The sequence below is a fragment of the Austwickia sp. genome (assembly GCA_016699675.1).
Classification (GTDB): Bacteria; Actinomycetota; Actinomycetes; order Actinomycetales; family Dermatophilaceae; genus Austwickia.
In genome coordinates this window covers 343,301-361,393 of sequence record CP064985.1, presented here as the reverse complement: position 1 = coordinate 361,393, position 18,093 = coordinate 343,301, and the positions used below count along the sequence as shown (strand labels likewise).

Annotated in this window: 15 protein-coding genes; 8 read left to right on the top strand and 7 right to left on the bottom strand. The window is 71.9% G+C overall.

Going from position 1 to position 18,093, the window contains the following annotated elements; genetic code table 11:
* Positions 1 to 25 precede the first annotated feature (25 nt).
* Positions 26 to 2,083, top strand: coding sequence for a protein meaA (locus IPK37_01675; protein ID QQS01220.1), 2,058 nt, complete (start codon positions 26 to 28; stop codon positions 2,081 to 2,083).
* Positions 2,084 to 2,167: 84 nt separating this feature from the next.
* Here the strand turns inward: IPK37_01675 and IPK37_01670 are convergent, their stop codons facing one another.
* Positions 2,168 to 3,106, bottom strand: a complete 939-nt coding sequence (locus IPK37_01670; GenBank protein QQS01219.1) for a glycosyltransferase — start codon at positions 3,104 to 3,106, stop codon at positions 2,168 to 2,170.
* 295 nt (positions 3,107 to 3,401) lie between these two features.
* On the opposite strand from IPK37_01670, the gene IPK37_01665 reads away from it, so the two are divergent.
* Together IPK37_01665 and IPK37_01660 are read left to right on the top strand one after the other, a co-directional pair.
* A complete protein-coding gene (locus tag IPK37_01665) occupies positions 3,402 to 4,352 on the top strand; it encodes a glycosyltransferase (GenBank protein QQS01218.1) in 951 nt (316 codons plus the stop codon).
* Positions 4,353 to 4,385: 33 nt separating this feature from the next.
* Positions 4,386 to 5,189 carry a hypothetical protein gene (locus tag IPK37_01660; GenBank protein QQS01217.1) on the top strand — a complete coding sequence of 268 codons (804 nt, stop codon included), beginning with the start codon at positions 4,386 to 4,388 and terminating at the stop codon, positions 5,187 to 5,189.
* 176 nt (positions 5,190 to 5,365) lie between these two features.
* Here the strand turns inward: IPK37_01660 and IPK37_01655 are convergent, their stop codons facing one another.
* From IPK37_01655 to nucS, 5 genes are all read right to left on the bottom strand, one after another.
* Positions 5,366 to 6,268 carry a glycosyltransferase family 2 protein gene (locus IPK37_01655; protein ID QQS01216.1) on the bottom strand — a complete coding sequence of 301 codons (903 nt, stop codon included), beginning with the start codon at positions 6,266 to 6,268 and terminating at the stop codon, positions 5,366 to 5,368.
* 81 nt (positions 6,269 to 6,349) lie between these two features.
* Positions 6,350 to 7,303, bottom strand: coding sequence for a glycosyltransferase family 2 protein (locus IPK37_01650; protein ID QQS01215.1), 954 nt, complete (start codon positions 7,301 to 7,303; stop codon positions 6,350 to 6,352).
* Positions 7,304 to 7,385: 82 nt separating this feature from the next.
* Positions 7,386 to 8,927: a gamma-glutamyltransferase gene (locus IPK37_01645; GenBank protein ID QQS01214.1), complete on the bottom strand. Its 1,542-nt coding sequence runs from the start codon at positions 8,925 to 8,927 to the stop codon at positions 7,386 to 7,388.
* Between the two features lie 108 nt (positions 8,928 to 9,035).
* Positions 9,036 to 9,962 (bottom strand): polysaccharide pyruvyl transferase family protein, encoded by a 927-nt coding sequence (locus IPK37_01640; protein QQS01213.1) that lies wholly within the window; start codon positions 9,960 to 9,962, stop codon positions 9,036 to 9,038.
* Between the two features lie 103 nt (positions 9,963 to 10,065).
* Positions 10,066 to 10,770, bottom strand: a complete 705-nt coding sequence (gene nucS / locus IPK37_01635; protein QQS01212.1) for an endonuclease NucS — start codon at positions 10,768 to 10,770, stop codon at positions 10,066 to 10,068.
* A gap of 138 nt (positions 10,771 to 10,908) precedes the next feature.
* Between nucS and IPK37_01630 the strand changes: the two genes are divergently transcribed.
* Both IPK37_01630 and IPK37_01625 read left to right on the top strand, forming a co-directional pair.
* Positions 10,909 to 12,693, top strand: coding sequence for a 3-hydroxyacyl-CoA dehydrogenase family protein (locus IPK37_01630; GenBank protein QQS01211.1), 1,785 nt, complete (start codon positions 10,909 to 10,911; stop codon positions 12,691 to 12,693).
* A 202-nt stretch (positions 12,694 to 12,895) separates the two neighbouring features.
* Positions 12,896 to 13,696, top strand: coding sequence for an alpha/beta hydrolase (locus IPK37_01625; GenBank protein QQS01210.1), 801 nt, complete (start codon positions 12,896 to 12,898; stop codon positions 13,694 to 13,696).
* Positions 13,697 to 13,837: 141 nt separating this feature from the next.
* On the opposite strand, the gene mce is transcribed toward IPK37_01625, so the two are convergent.
* Positions 13,838 to 14,275, bottom strand: a complete 438-nt coding sequence (gene mce / locus IPK37_01620; protein QQS01209.1) for a methylmalonyl-CoA epimerase — start codon at positions 14,273 to 14,275, stop codon at positions 13,838 to 13,840.
* 214 nt (positions 14,276 to 14,489) lie between these two features.
* Here mce and IPK37_01615 point away from each other — a divergent pair, with 214 nt between their 5' ends.
* The 3 genes from IPK37_01615 (at position 14,490) to IPK37_01605 (ending at position 17,886) form a co-directional block, all read left to right on the top strand.
* Complete coding sequence (locus IPK37_01615; GenBank protein ID QQS01208.1) at positions 14,490 to 15,674, top strand: acetyl-CoA C-acetyltransferase; 1,185 nt, start codon at positions 14,490 to 14,492, stop codon at positions 15,672 to 15,674.
* Positions 15,675 to 15,788: 114 nt separating this feature from the next.
* Positions 15,789 to 16,751: a methylmalonyl Co-A mutase-associated GTPase MeaB gene (gene meaB, locus IPK37_01610; GenBank protein QQS01207.1), complete on the top strand. Its 963-nt coding sequence runs from the start codon at positions 15,789 to 15,791 to the stop codon at positions 16,749 to 16,751.
* Between the two features lie 94 nt (positions 16,752 to 16,845).
* A complete protein-coding gene (locus IPK37_01605; GenBank protein ID QQS01206.1) occupies positions 16,846 to 17,886 on the top strand; it encodes a GNAT family N-acetyltransferase in 1,041 nt (346 codons plus the stop codon).
* The last annotated feature ends 207 nt before the right edge of the window (positions 17,887 to 18,093 follow it).

Sequence of the window (18,093 nt, the reverse complement as noted above, 5' to 3'; positions counted from 1 at the left end):
AGCCCAGGTCGGATACCTTCCGCTCATGGGTGAACGAAGCAAGCCGTGGGTGATGCGCACGTACGCGGGGCACTCCAGCGCCGCCGCGAGCAACGAGCTCTACCGCCGCAATCTCGCCAAGGGCCAGACGGGTCTCTCGGTCGCCTTCGACCTGCCGACACAGACGGGCTACGACCCGGACCATGAGCTGGCGCGCGGCGAGGTGGGCAAGGTCGGCGTCCCGATCAGCCACATCGGGGACATGCGGGCCCTGTTCAAGGACATTCCGCTGGCCGAGATGAACACCTCGATGACGATCAACGCCACCGCTATGTGGCTGCTGAGCCTCTACGAGGTCGTGGCCGAGGAGCAGGCGAAGGAGCGCGGGGCCGGCGCGGAGGACATCGAGGCCGACGTCGCCAAGCTCGCCGGCACGACGCAGAACGACATCATCAAGGAATACCTGTCCCGGGGAACCCACGTGTTCCCGCCGGCGCCGAGCCTGCGGTTGACCGTCGACACGATCGCCTACACCGTCTCGCGCATGCCGAAGTGGAACCCCGTCAACATCTGCAGCTATCACCTGCAGGAGGCGGGCGCGACGCCGGTGCAGGAGGTCGCGTTCGCCATGGCGACCGCGATCCAGGTGCTGGACGCGGTGCGCGACTCCGGACAGGTGTCGCAGGAGAAGTTCGGCGACGTCGTCGCCCGGATCAGTTTCTTCGTCAACGCCGGCGTGCGGTTCGTCGAAGAGATGTGCAAGATGCGCGCGTTCGTGCGGCTGTGGGACGAACTCACGGAGGAGCGGTACGGCGTCGCCGACCCGAAGCACCGGCGGTTCCGCTACGGCGTACAGGTCAACTCGTTGGGCCTCACCGAGAGCCAGCCCGAGAACAACGTCCAGCGCATCGTGTTGGAGATGCTCGCCGTCACGCTGTCCAAGGACGCGCGGGCCCGCGCGGTCCAGCTCCCTGCGTGGAACGAGGCCCTCGGCCTGCCCCGGCCCTGGGACCAGCAGTGGAGCCTGCGGCTGCAGCAGGTGTTGGCGTTCGAGTCCGACCTGCTGGAATACGAGGACATCTTCGATGGCAGCTCGGTCATCGAGGCCAAGGTCGCCGAGATCGTCGCGGGCGCCAAGGCCGAGATGGCCAAGATCGAGGAGATGGGCGGCGCGGTCGTGGCCGTCGAGAACGGCTACATGAAGCAGGCGCTGGTCGCCAGCCACGCGCTGCGGCGCCAGCGCATCGAGTCCGGCGAGGACATCGTGGTGGGCATCAACAAGTTCACGACCACCGAGCCGAGCCCGCTCACGGCCGACCTCGACACCGCGATCCAGACCGTGGACCCGAAGGTGGAGGCGGCGGCCGCCGCGGCCGTGAAGAAGTGGCGCGACGAACGAGACGCCGACCCCGCGGCCAAGGAGAACGCCGAGAAGGCGCTGGCCGCGCTGAAGGCCGACGCGGCCGACCCCGGCAAGAACCTCATGGCGGCCTCGCTGCAGTGCGCCCGCGTCGGCGTCACGACGGGGGAGTGGGCCGCCGCGCTGCGCGAGGTCTTCGGCGAGTTCCGGGCCCCGACCGGGGTCACCGGTTCGGTCGGCGTCGGCGAGGCCCCGGCCGGGTCGGCGCTGGAGCGCGTGCGCGCTCAGGTCCAGCGAACGGGCGACGAGCTCGGCGCGCGGCTGCGCTTCCTCGTCGGCAAGCCGGGCCTGGACGGTCACTCCAACGGCGCCGAGCAGGTCGCCGTGCGCGCCCGGGACTGCGGCTTCGAGGTCGTCTACCAGGGGATTCGCCTGACGCCGGGCGAGATCGTCGCGGCCGCCGTGGCCGAGGACGTGCACGCGGTCGGCATCTCGATCCTCTCCGGATCGCACATGGAGCTGGTCCCGGACATCCTGCGCGGGCTGCAGGAGGCCGGCGCCGCCGACGTCCCGGTCATCGTGGGCGGGATCATCCCGGACAGCGACGCGCGCAAGCTGCGCGACGCCGGGGTGGCCGTCGTGTTCACGCCCAAGGACCACGACCTGACCGAGGCGATGGGCCAGATCGTCGACGCGATCCGGGCCAGCCACGGCCTCGCGAAGCTGGCCGAGGCGACCGTCTGAGTCCTGCGGCGCACGACGGCAGTCGCGCACCGATCCGGCCCGGATGCCCCGTTGACGGGGCGTCCGGGCCGGATCGGTGCGGGGTCAGACGTCCCGCGGGGGGGCCAAGCGAGCGCCGGGGCCACGCCGTCGAGACCGGGCCAGGCCGGTGGCCCGCCCGGCCATGGCCACCGCCTCGATGCCGGTGCGGGTCAGCCGATCGAGGTCCCGGCGGGCCACCCCGGCACACATCTCGCGCGCGAGACGCCGGCCCAGCGGCAGCACGTAGCCCCGTACCGACGGATGCAGGCCGTACTCCGCGTCGACGCCGCCGTTGACGACGTTCGAGTAGAAGGCCCGCTTCAGAATCGACGGGGTCGTCAGCCGGTGACCGGGGGTCGGCTCGTTGATGCACGCGTCGTCGCACCAGATCAGCCGGCCGCCGGCCGCCCCGACGCGGCGGAAGAATTCGTAGTCCTCACTGCCCACGAGGCCCAGGTCAGGGCGGAACCAGGGCGGCCCCAGCCGATCGGCGATGCGCCGCGCGATGACGATGTTCTGGGTGCAGTTGAGACACGACACGGGGCCGGTGGGGAATCGCGGACGGCCGCCGTAGATGCTGTTGCGCGCGAGGCGGGAGCTGCCCGGCGGAAGCTGGCCCAGCACCGGGCCCCCCGCGAGGTCCGCGTCGAAGCGCTCCGCAGTGTCGATCAGCGCGGCGAACCACCCCGGCAGAACCAGGCCGTCGTCGTCCAACATGATCAGCCAGCGCCAGTCGGGCGCGACATCGTACGTCGCCGTCAGCAGCGCATTCCGGACCTGCGACAGCCCACGCTCCGGGACGCCAAGCACCTGCACGGGGGGGAGGCCAACCGCGTCGTCGGCCACGGCCGCGGCCGTCGTGGCGTCGCAATCGTTGTCCGCCACCAAGATGGCTGCCACGCGGTGACTGTTGATCTCGGCGCTCAGGGAGCGCAACAGGGCCCCGAGCTGGAGGTGTCTTCGGAACGTGGGAATTCCGATGACGACGTCCGGTTGACTCATGGCGCCCTCCTCGTGGCGGCAGCGAGGCGGCCCGGTTCGGCCCGCTTCCGTCAACAGCCCCCGCAGTCGGCGAACGCAAGTCTAAGCACGCCACGGGGCGGCGACGGGTCCGCCACCCCGGTCGACGTACGCAGACCTGTTCTATCGCGCGGACGTGGTTCGCCAACCCCAGGTCGAACGTACGACCTATCCAATGAGCGTCGAACTGCCTTGGGCGCGTAGCTGGTTGGCATCCAGGTGCAATGATGGGGCGAGGGTCCTGGTCGGCTCGCCCCGGGGGAGGAAACGGAATCGAATGGGCGCCAAGGTCAGTGTCATCATCGCGGCGTACCAGGCCGAGCGCACGATCGGCGCGGCGCTGGCGAGCGCTCGCGCCCAGACCTATCCCGACCTCGAGATCGTCATGTGCAACGACGGCTGCACCGACGGGACCCGGGCCATCGCGGAGGGCTTCGGTGCGCACGTGCGCATCGTCGACCAGGCGAACGCCGGCCTGCCTGCGGCGCGGAACGCTGCCATCCGGGCCGCCACCGGCGATTATTTCGCCATCCTCGACGCCGACGACCTGCTCCTGCCGAGCTACGTCGAGTCCCTGATGCGGATCCTGACGACGGCCCCGCACGAGCGCGTGTTCGTCTGCGCGAACTCCTATCTCATGTCCAGCCACGGGGTGACCGAGCGGGCGCACTGGACCGGTCGGCATCCCCGCGGGAGCGACCAGCGGCTGCGCCAGTTGGAACACAACATCGGCACGGCCTTCGCGCTCTACCCGCGGGCGATGTGGGAGGAGCTGGGCGGGTACGCCGAGGAGATGCGCGCCTGCGAGGACTACGACTTCTGGAGCCGGGCGATCTTCAGCGGTTGGGAGGTGCTCTACGAGGACCGCCCGCTGGCCCTCTATCGCTACGAGGGCGGCTCGATGTCGTCGAACCCGGAACGCATGAACACCTACGAGAAGAAGATGCGCCATCGGCTGGCCGCGCAGTTCCGCGACCGGATGACGCCGGAGGAGCAGGCCCTCCTGGATCGTTCGCTGCAGGCCGAGACCGTCGACTGGTATCTCGCGCTGGAGGCTCAGGCCCTGGCCGCCGGGGAGGTGGCGCGGGCGGCCGAGATGTGCCGGGCGGCGTCCGACCTGCGGCCGAGCGACCGATCGCTGCGCCTCAAGGCTCAGCTTCTGACCGTCGCCCCCGCGACCGCGAGGGTCTACTCCTGGCGGGCCCGGCGGCGCGCCACCCGCGGTTGACCCGGCGAGCGGCGAAAACACAGCGAGCGAACGATGGGGACGGACGAGATGGCCGGGGCGCTCTTCTGCTACGTGATCATGGCCCACACCGACGCACCCGGGGTGCTGCGTCTCGTCGCCCGGATCCGCGAGCTGTCGCCCGAGGCGGCGATCGTCGTGCGCCACGAGGACCCCGCACTGATCGGGCCCGCCGAGCTGGGGCCGCTGGGAGCGATCGACCTCCGCAGCGACGTGCGGGTGCGGTGGGGGAGCTGGACCATGGTGCGGGCGATGCTCGAGGCCCTTACCGCGGCCGCGGCCCTGACGGCGGCGGACCACATCACGCTGATCTCGGGCCAGGACTACCCGATTCGCGATCTGGCGCGATGGGAGCGCGAACTCGCCGCCACCGGGGCCCAGGCGGTGCTCGCCCCGATGGGCCCGAACCCGCGCGGCTACGCCCGCCACTTCGGCACCTTCCGGCTGCCCGGTCCGCTCTGGGTGCCGAAGCGCGCCGTGCACTGGGGCATGGATCGGATGGGGCGCCGCACGAGGCCGTACGTCGAGCTGTACCGGCTCCAGCAGACCGGCCCGGACGTCTGGTGGTTCTCGGTCCCGCGCCGCGGCGGCGTCGAGCGGCCGCCGTGGTACGTCAAGGCCAGCATGTGGATGACGCTGCGCCGAGACATCGTCCAACGGATCGTCGCGGAGGCCGACGCGGGCGGGTCCGGGCTCCGCCGCGCCCGGACCATGCTCGTCCCGGACGAGGTGGCCGTTCAGAGCCTGGCGAGCGAGCTGGCCGACCGGCTCGTGCACGCCCCCACCTCGGCGTTGCACTTCGGGGCCCGGCGCGTCTAGCCCGCTATGGCTGACCGCCGACCTCGTCGAGCAGCTCAGCGCGACCAGCCCGGCGCCGTTCGCGCGCAAGATGCCCAGCCAGGGTTGGGAGGCGGTCGTGGCGGCGGCCGACGAGGCGGTCCGGCGCGACCGGGCCGCAGCGGCACCCCCGCGGCGCCGCGGCCGCCCGGCGCGGCTCAGCCCCGCGGGCTGGTGAGCCGGCGCCGGCCGGCCCGCGCGATCATGTGGCCGGCATGCCGGGCCCGGTCCGCGTCCACCGCGCGCGGCCGCAGGTCCCGCACGACGCGCAGCACGTCCAGGACGGCGCCCTGTTGGGCGAAGACCTCCATGACGAACTCCTGGCTGGCGGCGACGTCCGCATCGCTCATCTGGGGGTAGTCCTCGCGCAGCCGGTCGTAGACCCGTCGGTGCCCCTCGATCACCGAGGTCTTCCGGGTGGAGATCCGATGCGGGTCGCCCTCGGCGTGCGCGTAGTGCACCAGCACCTCGGGCACGACGCACAGGCCCGTCACGCGGTTGGCGCGGATGACGAGGTCCCAGTCCTGGCAGCTCGGCAGGGACAGGTCGAGGCCCCCGAGCTCGGCGAGGAGGTCGCGCGCGACGAGCATCGTCGAGAACGTGCCGACGATATTGCCCGCCAGCAGCTCGGGTCGATGGAAGCCCTCGACGGAGGTGCCCCGCGGCGGCCGGACGGTGCCGTCGCCGAGGATCACGTCGTACCAGGTGTAACAGAACCGGAAGTCGGCCCCGGCCTGCGCCAACCGGGCGAGCTGCCGGGCGAGCTTGGCCTCGGCCCAGGTGTCGTCGCTGTCGAGGAAGGCCACCCACGTCCCCCGGGCGGCGTCGATGCCGGTCTGCCGGGCGGCATTGCCGCCGCGGTTGGTCTCGTGGACGATGAGCCGGACGCGGGGATCACGGACGGCGCGCACCGCCTCCGGCGTACCGTCCGTGCTCCCATCGTCGACGACGATGACCTCCAGGTCGCCCATGGTCTGGGCCAGGGCGCTGTCGATCGAGGCCCGCACGGACGCGGCGCGCTGGTAGGCCGGGATGACGACGGAGACGAGCGGTGCGTCCATGGGAGTGCCCTTCGGGGAGGGGGTGGCCGGGGGGTCTGCGGGTACGTGGGGTGGCGCGCCGATCCGGTACGACGGGCGCGGTCAGGTTTCGCGGTGCCGCCGGGCCTGGAAGGTCGCCAGGGCGCGGCCGGTCAGCGGTGCCCGCAGGAGGGCGGCCTTGCGGCGCAGGCCGACATTGCTGGGCAGTAGCTCGGCGGCCTTGGCGAACTCCCGGGCGGCCCCCCGCGAGTCGCCGCCCGCCAGCGCCGACTCGCCCCGGGCGATGTGGAGCAGGGGCGAGTCCGAGCCGAGCCGCAGCTCGATCCGGGCGCGTTCCGCGGCACTGAGCTCGACCCCCGGGTCGGTGAGCAGGCGGCGCAGCACGGTGTTCTCGTCGGCGGCCATCTGCTCGACCCCCTGGGACAGGGTCGCTCCGGCGCGCCGATAGAGCGCCTGCGGCTCCATCTGGAAGCACACCTCGTAGCCGGCGTACACGGCGCGCACCCAGAAGTCGTAGTCCTCGGCCGTCCGCAGCGTGACGTCGAAGCCGCCCAGCTCGACGTACATCTCCCGCGGGAAGAGCGCGAAGCCGGTGACGAACGGACCCTCCAGCGCGCGCATCCGCTGCTGCGGCAGGGGCACGGCGTCGTGAATGACCCGGCGCCGGGCGGAGATTCCCGCGTCGGTGAGGAAGTACGCCGTCGCGGTGACCATCCGGCGGTCGGCGCCGGCGTCCCGCCAGGTGGCCACCATGTGGCGCAGGTAGTCGGGCAGCCAGAGGTCGTCGGCGTCGAGGAGCGCGTACAGCTCGCCGGTGGCTGCCGCCATCGCCGTGTTGCGGGCCGCGGCGACCCCGGCGTTGTCCTGGCTGATCACCCGGACGCGGTCGCCGTACGCGCTCGCGATGGCCGCGGTGGCGTCGGTGGAGCCGTCGTCGCACACGACGATCTCGGTGCGGGCGTAGGTCTGGGTGAGCACCGAGCTGAGGGCGGCGCCGAGCGTCCGCTCCGCGCGGTAGGCGGGGATGATGACGCTGACGAGCGGGTCGACGGGCACGACGCAGCTCCTGAGGACGGTCGAGCAAGCGAGATGACCGCGCCAGTTTAACTGCGCCGCAATGCGGCTCGTCCCAGGCTCGTCAGCTCGCGCGGGCCGCGCCGGCCCGGCGCGGGTCCGCGGCGGCGACCAGGCCCCCGTCCGGGAGGTGGAGGGTCGCGCCCACGCCGCCGAAGTACATGTGCAGGGCGTCGTGGGCAACGGTGGCCAGGCCCGACTCCCGCGCGAGGGGGCTGATGGGGTCGGACGCCTCGTAGTGCAGCGTGGCCGCGCCGGCGTCGTCGAGCGCGACGTGCAGCCGCGGCTGGTCGACGGCCTGTTGAAGCGGCAGGTGGTCCAGGCACAGGCCGCCGAGCACCTGGAACAGCGCCGTGGTGATGCGGTCCGCGCCGGGGGACCCGACGGCCAGGGTGGCGCCGTCGTCGCGCCGGGCGGTCGTCGGGGCCATGTTCGAGGCCAGCCGCGTGCCGGGCGCCAGGGCGTGCAGTCCGCGGCGGTTCAGCTCCTCCTCGCCCAGGGCGTTGTTGAGCGCCAGGCCTGTGCCCGGGAGCGTCACCCCGGAGCCGTAGCCGGCGGAGGTCGTGAGCGCGCAGGCCAGCCCGTCGGTGTCGACGGTCGAGACGTGGATCGTGTCCTGCGAGGTCGCGACCGCCGCGAGGCCCTCGGGACCGATCTCCTCCAGGCTCCGGATGAGCTCGTGGCCGGCGAGCTCGAGGTCCTCGGACCGGTCGATGAGCCGGCGGCGATAGTCGAGGACGAGTCGTTCGATCTCCAGGACGTCGCGCGCGTCGGTGGTCCCGCGCTCGGCCCGGCGGCTCTGCAGCAGGCGCAGCATCGCCGTCAGCACCGGGCCGCCGATCGACGGGGCGGGGTTGACGCCGAGGTCCCAGTCGCCGAGCCGGGTGCGCAGCGCCGGCCGGACGCGCGGCTCGTAGGCCTCCAGGTCCGCCAGCGAGAGGAGACCGCCGTTGTCGTCCATGTACGCCGCGAGCGCGTGCCCCAGCTCTCCGGTATAGAGGTCGTCCGCGCCCTTGGCGCCCACGTGGTCCAGGGTGGCGGCCAGGCTGGGGTCGCGCAGGATTGCCCCGGTCGTCGGCGGCTGGCCGCACTGGGCCAGGAAGGCGACGGTCTCCTCGTCCTGGGCGAACAGCTCGGCGGTGGCGTAGCCGAGGTAGTACGCCGAGGAGGCGCCCAGCCGATAGCCCCGCCGCAGCACCTCGGCCGCCGGTGCCAGCAGCTCGGACCAGGGCAGCACGCCGTACCGTTCGGACGCCTCCGCCAGCGCCGCGAACATCCCCGGGGTGCCCACCGAGCCCGGGCCGCCGGACACGTAGATGCCGCCCGAGTACTCCATCCACACCCGCCAGACCCCCGAGCCGAAGCGCTCGCGCTCCCGGCCTCGGCCCGGCATCTCGGCGTAGCCGTCGATGACCATGGGGGACCCACCCGGCTGCCAGACGTTGACGAACGCGCCGCCCATCGGGCTGACGATCCCCGGCTCCGTGCAGGACGCCACGACGATGGCGGCGATCGCGGCGTCGACGGCGTTCCCGCCGGCCGCGCCGATCGCGAGCGCGGCGTCCGCCGCGTCTGGGCCCGGCGCGGCCACGGCCAGTCGCGGCATCTGATGCTCCCTCTCCGGCGGTTCCGAGCTGCTCGCAGCCGCGCTGCTCGGCTCGACGGAGCGAGACTACCGGTCGGTCGACTCACCGGCCCCGTTGCGGACGAGTGATCAGCCCCGCAACGCGGGCAGGGACCATGGCGACACGCGGGGGGCTGCCACGGCCTCCACCAGGGGACCGACCGAGGCCGTCAGGTCGGTGCACGCCCGCTCGATGGCCGCGTCATCGGCGAGGACCGCTCGACGTGAGACCTCCGCCAGCGAGGACAGGTCGGCCAGGTCGACGCCGCGACCGGCGGTGGGACGGGCCACGGTTTCGTGGTCCCAGAACTTGAAATCGTGCCCGTACAGCGGCGTGCTCGTGCGCACCCAGAGCGCCGGGATTCCGAAGGCGTCGGCCATGATCAGGCCGTGCAGCGAGGAGGTGAGGATCGTCCGGCATTCGGCGACGTCCGCGGCGACGGCGAGGGGACGGCGCCGTACGCCGATGAACCGGACGCGACCGGCCCCCTCGCGTGGGATCGCCGTGAGTTCGCCGTCGGCCTCGTGCGAGAAATGCACCACGACGCCGAGGTCGAAGCGCTTTCGCCGGGGCGAGACGAACCGGCGCACCAGCAGGCCGGGGTCGCCGAGGGCGATCACGGCGGGGCCGCCCAGCCGCTCCCGGGTGAGTTCGCCCCGCAGGGCGACGGCCCGCACCCCGGGCAGGTCGAGGGGCTCGTCGGCGATCTGACCGGTGCCCCACAGCACGCCGGAGAACTCCTGGGGGAGCTGCTGCAGGAGGGAGCCCACGCCCACCACCTGCGCCGAGTCGATCTCCGCGCGGACGGCGAGCACCCCCAGCCGACGCAGGATGACGGGGGTCAGCAGGTCGCCGAAGTTCTTCTTCGCCTCCCACCAGTAGGCGCGCACGATGGGCGCCTGCGGGTGCAGGGCGGGCGTGGAGAGGTCGGCGAGCGCCCGCCCCGTCCGCCGGCCGAGGGTGCGGGCCCGCCCGTGATACGAAAACCTGGGGAGTCGGCGGCCCGGGCTGATCATCTTGCTGACTGTAGTCGGGGAGCTCGCCCGGCCCCTACGTGAACACTCTTGTCACGCAAGCGATCTCGCGCAGACTCGGAACGGCGGAGTCTGAACGGGGGAGTCAGAACAGCCGCGAGGCGCTGTCGTCCATCCCGCGCAGGGCCTCGTAGTCGAGGGTGACGCAGCGGATGCCGCGATCGGTCGCCAGGGTGCGCGCCTGCGGCTTGATCTCCTGGGCCGCGAACACCCCCTGCACCGGGCCGGCCGCCACGAGATGCGGGTCGCGGTTCATCAGCTCCAGGTAGCGGGTCAGCTGCTCGACGCCGTCGATCTCGCCGCGCCGCTTGATCTCGACGGCGATGCTGCGCCCGGCGGGGTCGCGGGCGAGGATGTCGACCGGGCCGATGGCCGTCATGTATTCCCGCCGCACCAGCTGATAGCCCTCGCCCAGCGTCGCGATGTGCTCGGCGAGCAGGGCCTGCAGGTGCGCCTCGACGCCGTCCTTCACCAGGCCGGGGTCCGTGCCCAGCTCGTGGGAGCTGTCGTGCAGGACGTCGTACAGGCGGATCCGCAGCGTGTCCGCGGACTTGGCGTGGCGGACCACCCACACCGCCGCGACGCCGGCGGCAGCTTCGTCGGCATCGGGCGCCTGCTCGCTCATCGCGCACGGCGGCGACATCCAGTTCAGCGGCTTGTAGGAGCCGCCGTCGCTGTGCACCAGCACCGATCCGTCCGCCTTGACGAGCAGCAGGCGGGTCGCCAGCGGCAGGTGGGCCGACAGGCGGCCGGCATAGTCGACGCTGCAGTTCGCGATCACCAGGCGCACGGGGCACACCTTCTCACACCGTCCGCGGCCCCTGCCGACATCGCCCGCCGGCGCCTGGAGCGCCTGCCCAGGTCGGGTGGCTGACGTCTCAGTTGCTACGAGACCCGCAGGGCCTTGCGCGCTGGCAAACTCGCGCTCATGACACGTGACATCGCAAAAGTCGGGGTAGTGGGGCTCGGCACCATCGGCGGCGGCATCGTCGAGGTCTTCGCCCGGAGCGGCATCGACGCCATCGGTGTCGAGGTGAGCGACGAGGCGTTGACTCGGGCGCAGACGTTCGTGGAGAACTCCACCCAGAAGGCCGTCGACCGGGAGAAGATGACCGCCGACGAGCGCACCGCGCTGCTCGGAAAGATCTCCTACACCAAGGACCTCGCCGGCCTCGCCGACTGCGACCTGATCATCGAGGCGGTCCCCGAGGACCTCGACCTGAAGCGGAGCATCTTCACTCAGCTCGACGACATCGTCGCGGAGGACGCGATCCTGGCGACGAGTTCGTCGGCGCACTCCATCACCGACGTGGCCATGTCCACCAAGCACCCCCAGCGCGTGCTCGGCATGCACTTCTTCGCCCCCGTGCCCGTGCTCAAGCTCGTCGAGGTCATCGACACCGTCGTCACCGACCCGGCGATCGCCCAGCAGATCCAGGCGCTGGCCGAGCGGCTCGGCAAGCAGCCCGTCCGGGTGGGCGACAAGGCCGGCTTCATCGCGAACGCCCTGATCATGGGCTACATCAACCACGCCGTCGGCATGTACGAGAGCAAGTACGCCACGCGCGAGGACATCGACGCCGCGATGATGATGGGCTGCGGCTACCCGATGGGCCCGCTGGCGCTGGCCGACCTCGTCGGCGTCGACACGATCTTCGCGGTCCTGGAGACCATGTACGAGCAGAGCGGCGAGCGCCTGCACGCCCCGGCGCCCATCTTCAAGCAGATGATGTCGGCCGGATGGCTCGGCCGGAAGACCGGCCGGGGCTTCTACAGCTACGAGAAGCCCGGCTCGAGCAAGGTCGTCGCCGACGAGCTGACCCCCGCGAAGGGCGCCGCCGCCGATGCCAACCTGCGTGACGTCAAGACGGTCGGCGTCATCGGCAACGGCACGATGGCGATGGGCATCGTCGAGGTCTTCGTCAAGGCCGGCTACGACACGACCTTCGTCGCCCGCTCCGACGAGAAGGCGCAGAACTCCCTGGGCATGCTCCGCAAGAGCCTGGACCGGGCGCTGTCCAAGGGCAAGATGACGCAGGAGAAGTACGACGCCACGCTGGCGCTCGCGCACCCGTCGAGCAGCTACGACGACCTGAAGGACGTCGACATCGTCGTCGAGGCGATCGCCGAGGACCTTGCGGTGAAGATCGACACGTTCCAGCGCCTCGACCAGGTGTGCAAGCCGGGCTGCATCCTGGCCTCGACCACCTCGTCGTTGCCGGTCGTCAAGATCGCCGCGTCGACGTCGCGGCCCGCGGACGTCATCGGGATGCACTTCTTCAACCCCGCGGCGATCATGAAGCTCGTCGAGATCGTCTCGACCGTCATCACCGCCAAGGACGTGCGCGACACCGTCGACGACCTGTGCGCGAAGATCGGCAAGCGCGCCGTGCACTGCGGCGACCGCTCCGGGTTCATCGTCAACGCGCTGCTCTTCCCCTACCTCAACGACGCGGTGTCGATGCTGGAGGAGCACTACGCGACCGCCGACGACATCGACCTGGCCATGAAGCAGGGCTGCAGCCTGCCGATGGGCCCGTTCGAGCTGCTCGACGTGGTCGGCAACGACGTCTCCCTGGCCATTCAGAAGGAGCTCTTCACCGAGTTCCGCGACCCGCACTTCCGCCCGGCGCCGTTGCTGGAGCACCTGGTCAAGGGCGGCTACATGGGACGCAAGACGGGACACGGGTTCCGCTCGTACGCCAAGAAGTAGCGCCCAGGGCGGGCCGCGCCAGCGTCTGTGTGCGCTGCCGGCGGCCCCCGCTCGCCCAGGGTGCCCACCGCGGCCGCCGTACCTCCTTGCTCGCGTCGGGAGGCACGGCGGCCGTCGGCGTCCGTGCCCGTCTTGGCATGATGAGGGGCGTCCCGCTCGCCCGTCCGCCGAGCCCGCCCCGCGACCCACGAGGTGTCTGCCGATGTCCGTACCGCCCGCCGCCGATCCCACCACGGGCTCGCTGCGCGTCGTCGCCCCGCGGGAGATCCGCGCGAACAGCGTCCTGCCGGCGCACCGCGAGGACATCGAGCTGCACACGGCCGACGGACTGGTGCTGGTGGGGGAGCTGGCCACGCCCCTCGGCAAACCGCCGGTGGCGACGCTGATCACCCTGCACCCGCTGCCCACGCACGGCGGATTCATGGACAGCCACGTCTACCGCAAGGCGGCCTTCCGGCTGCCCGCGCTGGCCGACATCGCGGTGCTCCGGTTCAACACCCGCGGGACCAGCTCGGCGCGGGGGACGAGCGAGGGGGAGTTCGACTACGCGCAGAGCGAGCGGTACGACGTGGCGGCCGCCATCGAGTACGCCGAGTTCCACGACCTGCCCAACCGGTGGCTGGTCGGTTGGAGCTTCGGGACCGACCTGGCCCTCATGCACGGCCACGACCCGGCGATCGAGGGCGCGATCCTGCTGTCGCCCCCGCTGCGCTACAGCCACGAGCAGCACCTGGCGCAGTGGGCCCAGGAGGGCAAGCCCGTCGTCGCGCTCGTGCCCGAGGAGGACGACTACCTGCAGCCGGAGGAGGCGTTCGCGCGGTTCGCGGCGATCCCGCAGGCGCGCGTGGTCCCGATCGAGGGCGGCAAGCACCTGTGGGTGGGGGAGACGTTCGTACGCCGGGCGCTGCAGGAGATCGTCGACGTGGTGGCGCCGGGACACGGCGACCTGCCGACCACCTGGGCGGGCCCGATGGGCGAGGCGGACGCCCCAGACCTGGGCTGACGCGCGCCCCCGACTGTGCAGCCCGAGAGGCCGTGTTCCCCGAGCCGCGATAATCCGCGGTTCGGGGAACACGGCCCAGCAGGCAGCGGTGGCCCGGGGACGAGGGCCACTTTCCTGGACTCCGCTGCGCTGCTCCCGTCGTCAGTGGCCGGTGCCCGGCTCCACCAGCTCGACCAGGATGCCGCCGGCGTCCTTGGGGTGGATGAAGTTGATGCGGCTGCCCGCGGTGCCGCGCTTGGGCTCGGCGTACAGCAGGCGCAGCCCGCGCTCGGTGAGGGTCGCGCAGGCCTCGTCGATGTTCTCGACACGGTACGCCATCTGCTGGATGCCGGGACCCGACTTGGCCAGGAACTTGGCGATCGTGCTGTTCTCGTTGAGCGGGGCGAGGAGCTGGATGCACGAGGTCGAGCCGCCGACCTCCATCATCGCCTCCTGGACGCCCTGCTCCTCGTTGGTCTCCCGGTGCGCCATGCGCATCCCGTATTTCTCCTCGTAGAACGCGATGGCCGCGTCGAGGTCCGGCACCGCGATGCCGACGTGGTCGATGTGGGTGAACAGTCCGGTCATGGCTTCGCTCATGCGGTTCAGCCTAGGGGCCGCGACGCCGCGCCGGTCGGGTCAGGCGCATCGGCTTGAGCGACGCGGACCCGGGGACGGATGCCGCAGCGATGCGAAGGCCGGCCCGCGCGGCGACGAGTTGTCGACCGATCGGCGCATCACTTTCGCAACGGACTGGCGAGTAGCTACGGCGTGGCTAGAGTTGCCGTAACTGAACGCTCATTAGGGAGGTTCCATGTCTGAGTCCACCGTTATCGTCGCCGGCGCACGCACCCCGATGGGTCGGCTGCTCGGTTCCCTCAAGGATCTGTCCGCGATGGAGCTGGGGGGCGTGGCGATCAAGGGTGCCTTGGACCGCGCGGGGGTGGCGCCCGAGCAAGTCGAGTACGTCATCATGGGCCACGTCATCCAGGCCGGCTGCGGCCAGATGACGGCGCGGCAGGCCGCCGCCAAGGCCGGCATCCCGATGACCACCCCGGCCCTCACCATCAACAAGGTCTGCCTCTCCGGCCTGACCGCCATCGCCCTGGCCGACCAGGCGATTCGCGCCGGCCAGTTCGACATCGTCGTGGCGGGCGGCATGGAGTCCATGACCAACGCCCCGCATCTGCTGGAGAAGAGCCGTTCGGGCTACAAGTTCGGCACGGTGGGTCTGCGCGACGCGATGGAGTACGACGGCCTATGGGACGCCTTCACCGACCGCGGCATGGGCAACATCACCGACGAGGCCGGCCACGGGGTGAGCCGCGAGGAGCAGGATGCCCTGGCCGCCCGCAGCCACCGGTTGGCGGCCAAGGCCTGGGCCGACGGCGTCTTCGCCGACGAGGTCGTTCCCGTGGAGATCCCGCAGCGCAAGGGGGAGCCCAAGATCGTCGACCGGGACGAGGGCATCCGCGCGGACACCACGGAGGAGTCGCTGGCCAAGCTGCGGCCGGCCTTCTCCAAGGACGGCACGATCACGGCGGGCTCGGCCAGCCAGATCAGCGACGGCGCCGCCGCCGTCGTCGTGATGCGCAAGAGCAAGGCCGAGGAACTGGGCCTGTCCTGGCTCGCGGAGATCGGCAGCTATGGCACCGTCGCCGGGCCGGACTCGGGCATCGTCTACCAGCCCGCCGGCGCCATCGCCCAGGCGTGTGAGCGCGAGGGGGTCGCGCCGACGGATCTCGACCTGATCGAGATCAACGAGGCCTTCGCCGCCGTGGGGATCGCCAGCGCCAAGCAGCTGGGGCTCGACGCGGACAAGATCAACGTGCACGGCGGCGCGATCGCGATGGGCCACCCGCTCGGCGCCTCCGGGGCCCGGGTCGTGTTGACGCTGGCCCTGGAGCTCAAGCGCCGCGGTGGCGGCGTCGGGGTGGCGGGGCTGTGCGGCGGCGGCGGCCAGGGTGACGCCCTGATCGTGCGGGTGCCCAAGGCCTGACCACAGCGCCTGTAGACAGGGGTCGGGACGCCGGTACGCCGCGTGCGGCGGGCCGGCGTCCTGCCGTTCCCGCACCGCCCATTCGCCCTGTCTCCGCTGGGTAAGGTGAGGTTCATGTCCCGCCGCGCCGTCGATGTCCCCACCCTCGTGTCCCAGGCCCGGGAGGGCTCGCCGCGCGCCGTGGCGCGCCTGATCTCGCTCGTCGAGGACGCCTCGCCGCTGCTTCGCGAGGTGATGGCGGCACTGGCCCCGCACACCGGGCACGCGCACATCATCGGCATCACGGGCAGCCCCGGAGTCGGCAAGTCGACGTCCACCAACGCGCTCGTCACGGCCTTCCGCAAGCAGGGCAAGCGCGTCGGCGTGCTGGCCGTGGACCCGAGTTCGCCGTTCTCGGGCGGGGCCCTGCTCGGCGACCGGGTGCGCATGCAGGACCACGCCCTCGACCGCGAGGTCTACATCCGCTCGATGGCCAGCCGCGGTCACCTGGGCGGCTTGTCCTGGGCCACCCCGCAGGCCCTGCGGGTGCTCGACGCCGCCGGCTGCGACGTGCTGCTCGTCGAGACCGTCGGCGTCGGCCAGTCGGAGGTCGAGGTCGTGGGGCTCGCCGACACCACGATCGTGCTGCTCGCGCCGGGGATGGGCGACGGCATCCAGGCCGCCAAGGCCGGCATCCTGGAGATCGGCGACGTCTTCGTCGTCAACAAGGCCGACCGCGAGGGCGCCGACGCCACCGTCCGCGACATCCGCCACATGATCAGCCTGGGCGAGCGCACCGACGGCCCGCAGTGGCGGCCCCCGGTCCTCAAGACCGTCGCCGCGCAGATGCAGGGTGTCGACGAGGTCGTCGAGGCCATCGATGGACACCACGCGTGGATGTCCGAGCACGGCGAGCTGCACCGCCGCCGGGTGGCCCGGGCCGCCGACGAGATCGAGGCCATCACCCTCGCGGCCCTGCGCGAGCGCATGGGCGACCTGCGAGGCGGCCACAGCATGGAGGAGCTCGCGCACAAGGTCGTCACGGGCGACCTGGACCCGTACGCCGCCGCGGACAGCGTCCTCGACAACATGGGCTGAGCGGCTGGCGGCTCCGACGTACCCGCCGTTGCCGCCGTACGGCGGGGCGGTGTGCCTGTCGGGCCCCGCGCGCGGGCCCGATTACCGTGAGGCGATGGAGCTCGTCGCGCTGGACCTGGCGAATCACGCTGAGGCTGAGCATTATTGGCGCGTCCGCGAGACGGCGCTCAGCGCCGGGCGGCCGCGCTACCAGCCCACGGCGCTGGAGGACTTCATCGAGCTGATGGCCCTCCCGGACGAGCAGCACCGGCGGCACGTCATCGGCGTCACCGCCCGGGGCTCCCTGCTCGGCGCGGCGATCGAGCTGACCCCGACCGCCGCGGACTCGGAGGACGTGTGGGTCTTCCCGTACGTGCCGCCGCACTACCGCGGCGACGGCATCGGCCGGATGCTGATGGAGGAGCTGCTGACTCGAGCGCAGCAGAACGGGCGGACCCGGATGCTCTCGGCGGTCGAGTTCGCGGGGGACAACCTGATGGAGGCGAGCCGACACCCGTACGTCGGGTTCGCCCGGACCCACGGATTCGAGATCGGGCGGCGGATGATCCGCTGGGAGCTGACGCTGCCCTTAAAGCCCGACACCGTGACCTCGTTCGTCCAGGCCGGCTATCCACGGATGGAGGGCTACCGGTTCGCCCTCTTCGAGGGCCTGCCCCCGCAGCACTGGCGCGACGAGTTCCTCGCGCTGCGGGCGACCTCCGACGAGCACGACCTCGCGCGCGGGCTGGCCGTGCAGCCGGAACAGGCCACGGGCGACTTCGAGCGGACGACGACGATGTGGCTCGGCCAGGGTCACCGGGTCGTGACGGCGGTGGCCTTGAGCCCCGAGGATCGCCTCATCGCGTTTTCCACCGTGCGGGTGCCCCCCAAGCCGGAGTTCGCGGCGACGCTGCAGCGCGCGACGTATGTCGACGAGGCCCATCGCCGCAAGCGCCTGGCCCCCATGCTGCTGGTGGCGACCGCGGGTTGGCTGGGCCGGCACGCGCCGGAACGCACCCACGTCCAGACGACGACCGTGGAGATCGACCGCAAGCTGGCCTCGCTGAGCCGGGCGTTGGGGTACGAGCCCATCGAGACGATGCTGCGGGTCACCCGTCGGATCACCGCACCGGACGACGAGAGCCCTGGGCGGTGAAGGTGGGCGGGTGGGGGGTGGGGTGAGTTCGCCGCCGACCGCCCCGCTTCGCGCGGGATGCGGGCGTAGCCTGCCGGTATGACGGCCGGTCGACGGGGGTGGCGCAGCCGGCCCGGGCAGGACCGGGCTGCGCCGGGGGAGCCGGCTTCCCCTCGGATCGCCTCGCGGGCCAGGTCCGCGGTGTCCGCCCGCTGGGTGGTCGCGGCG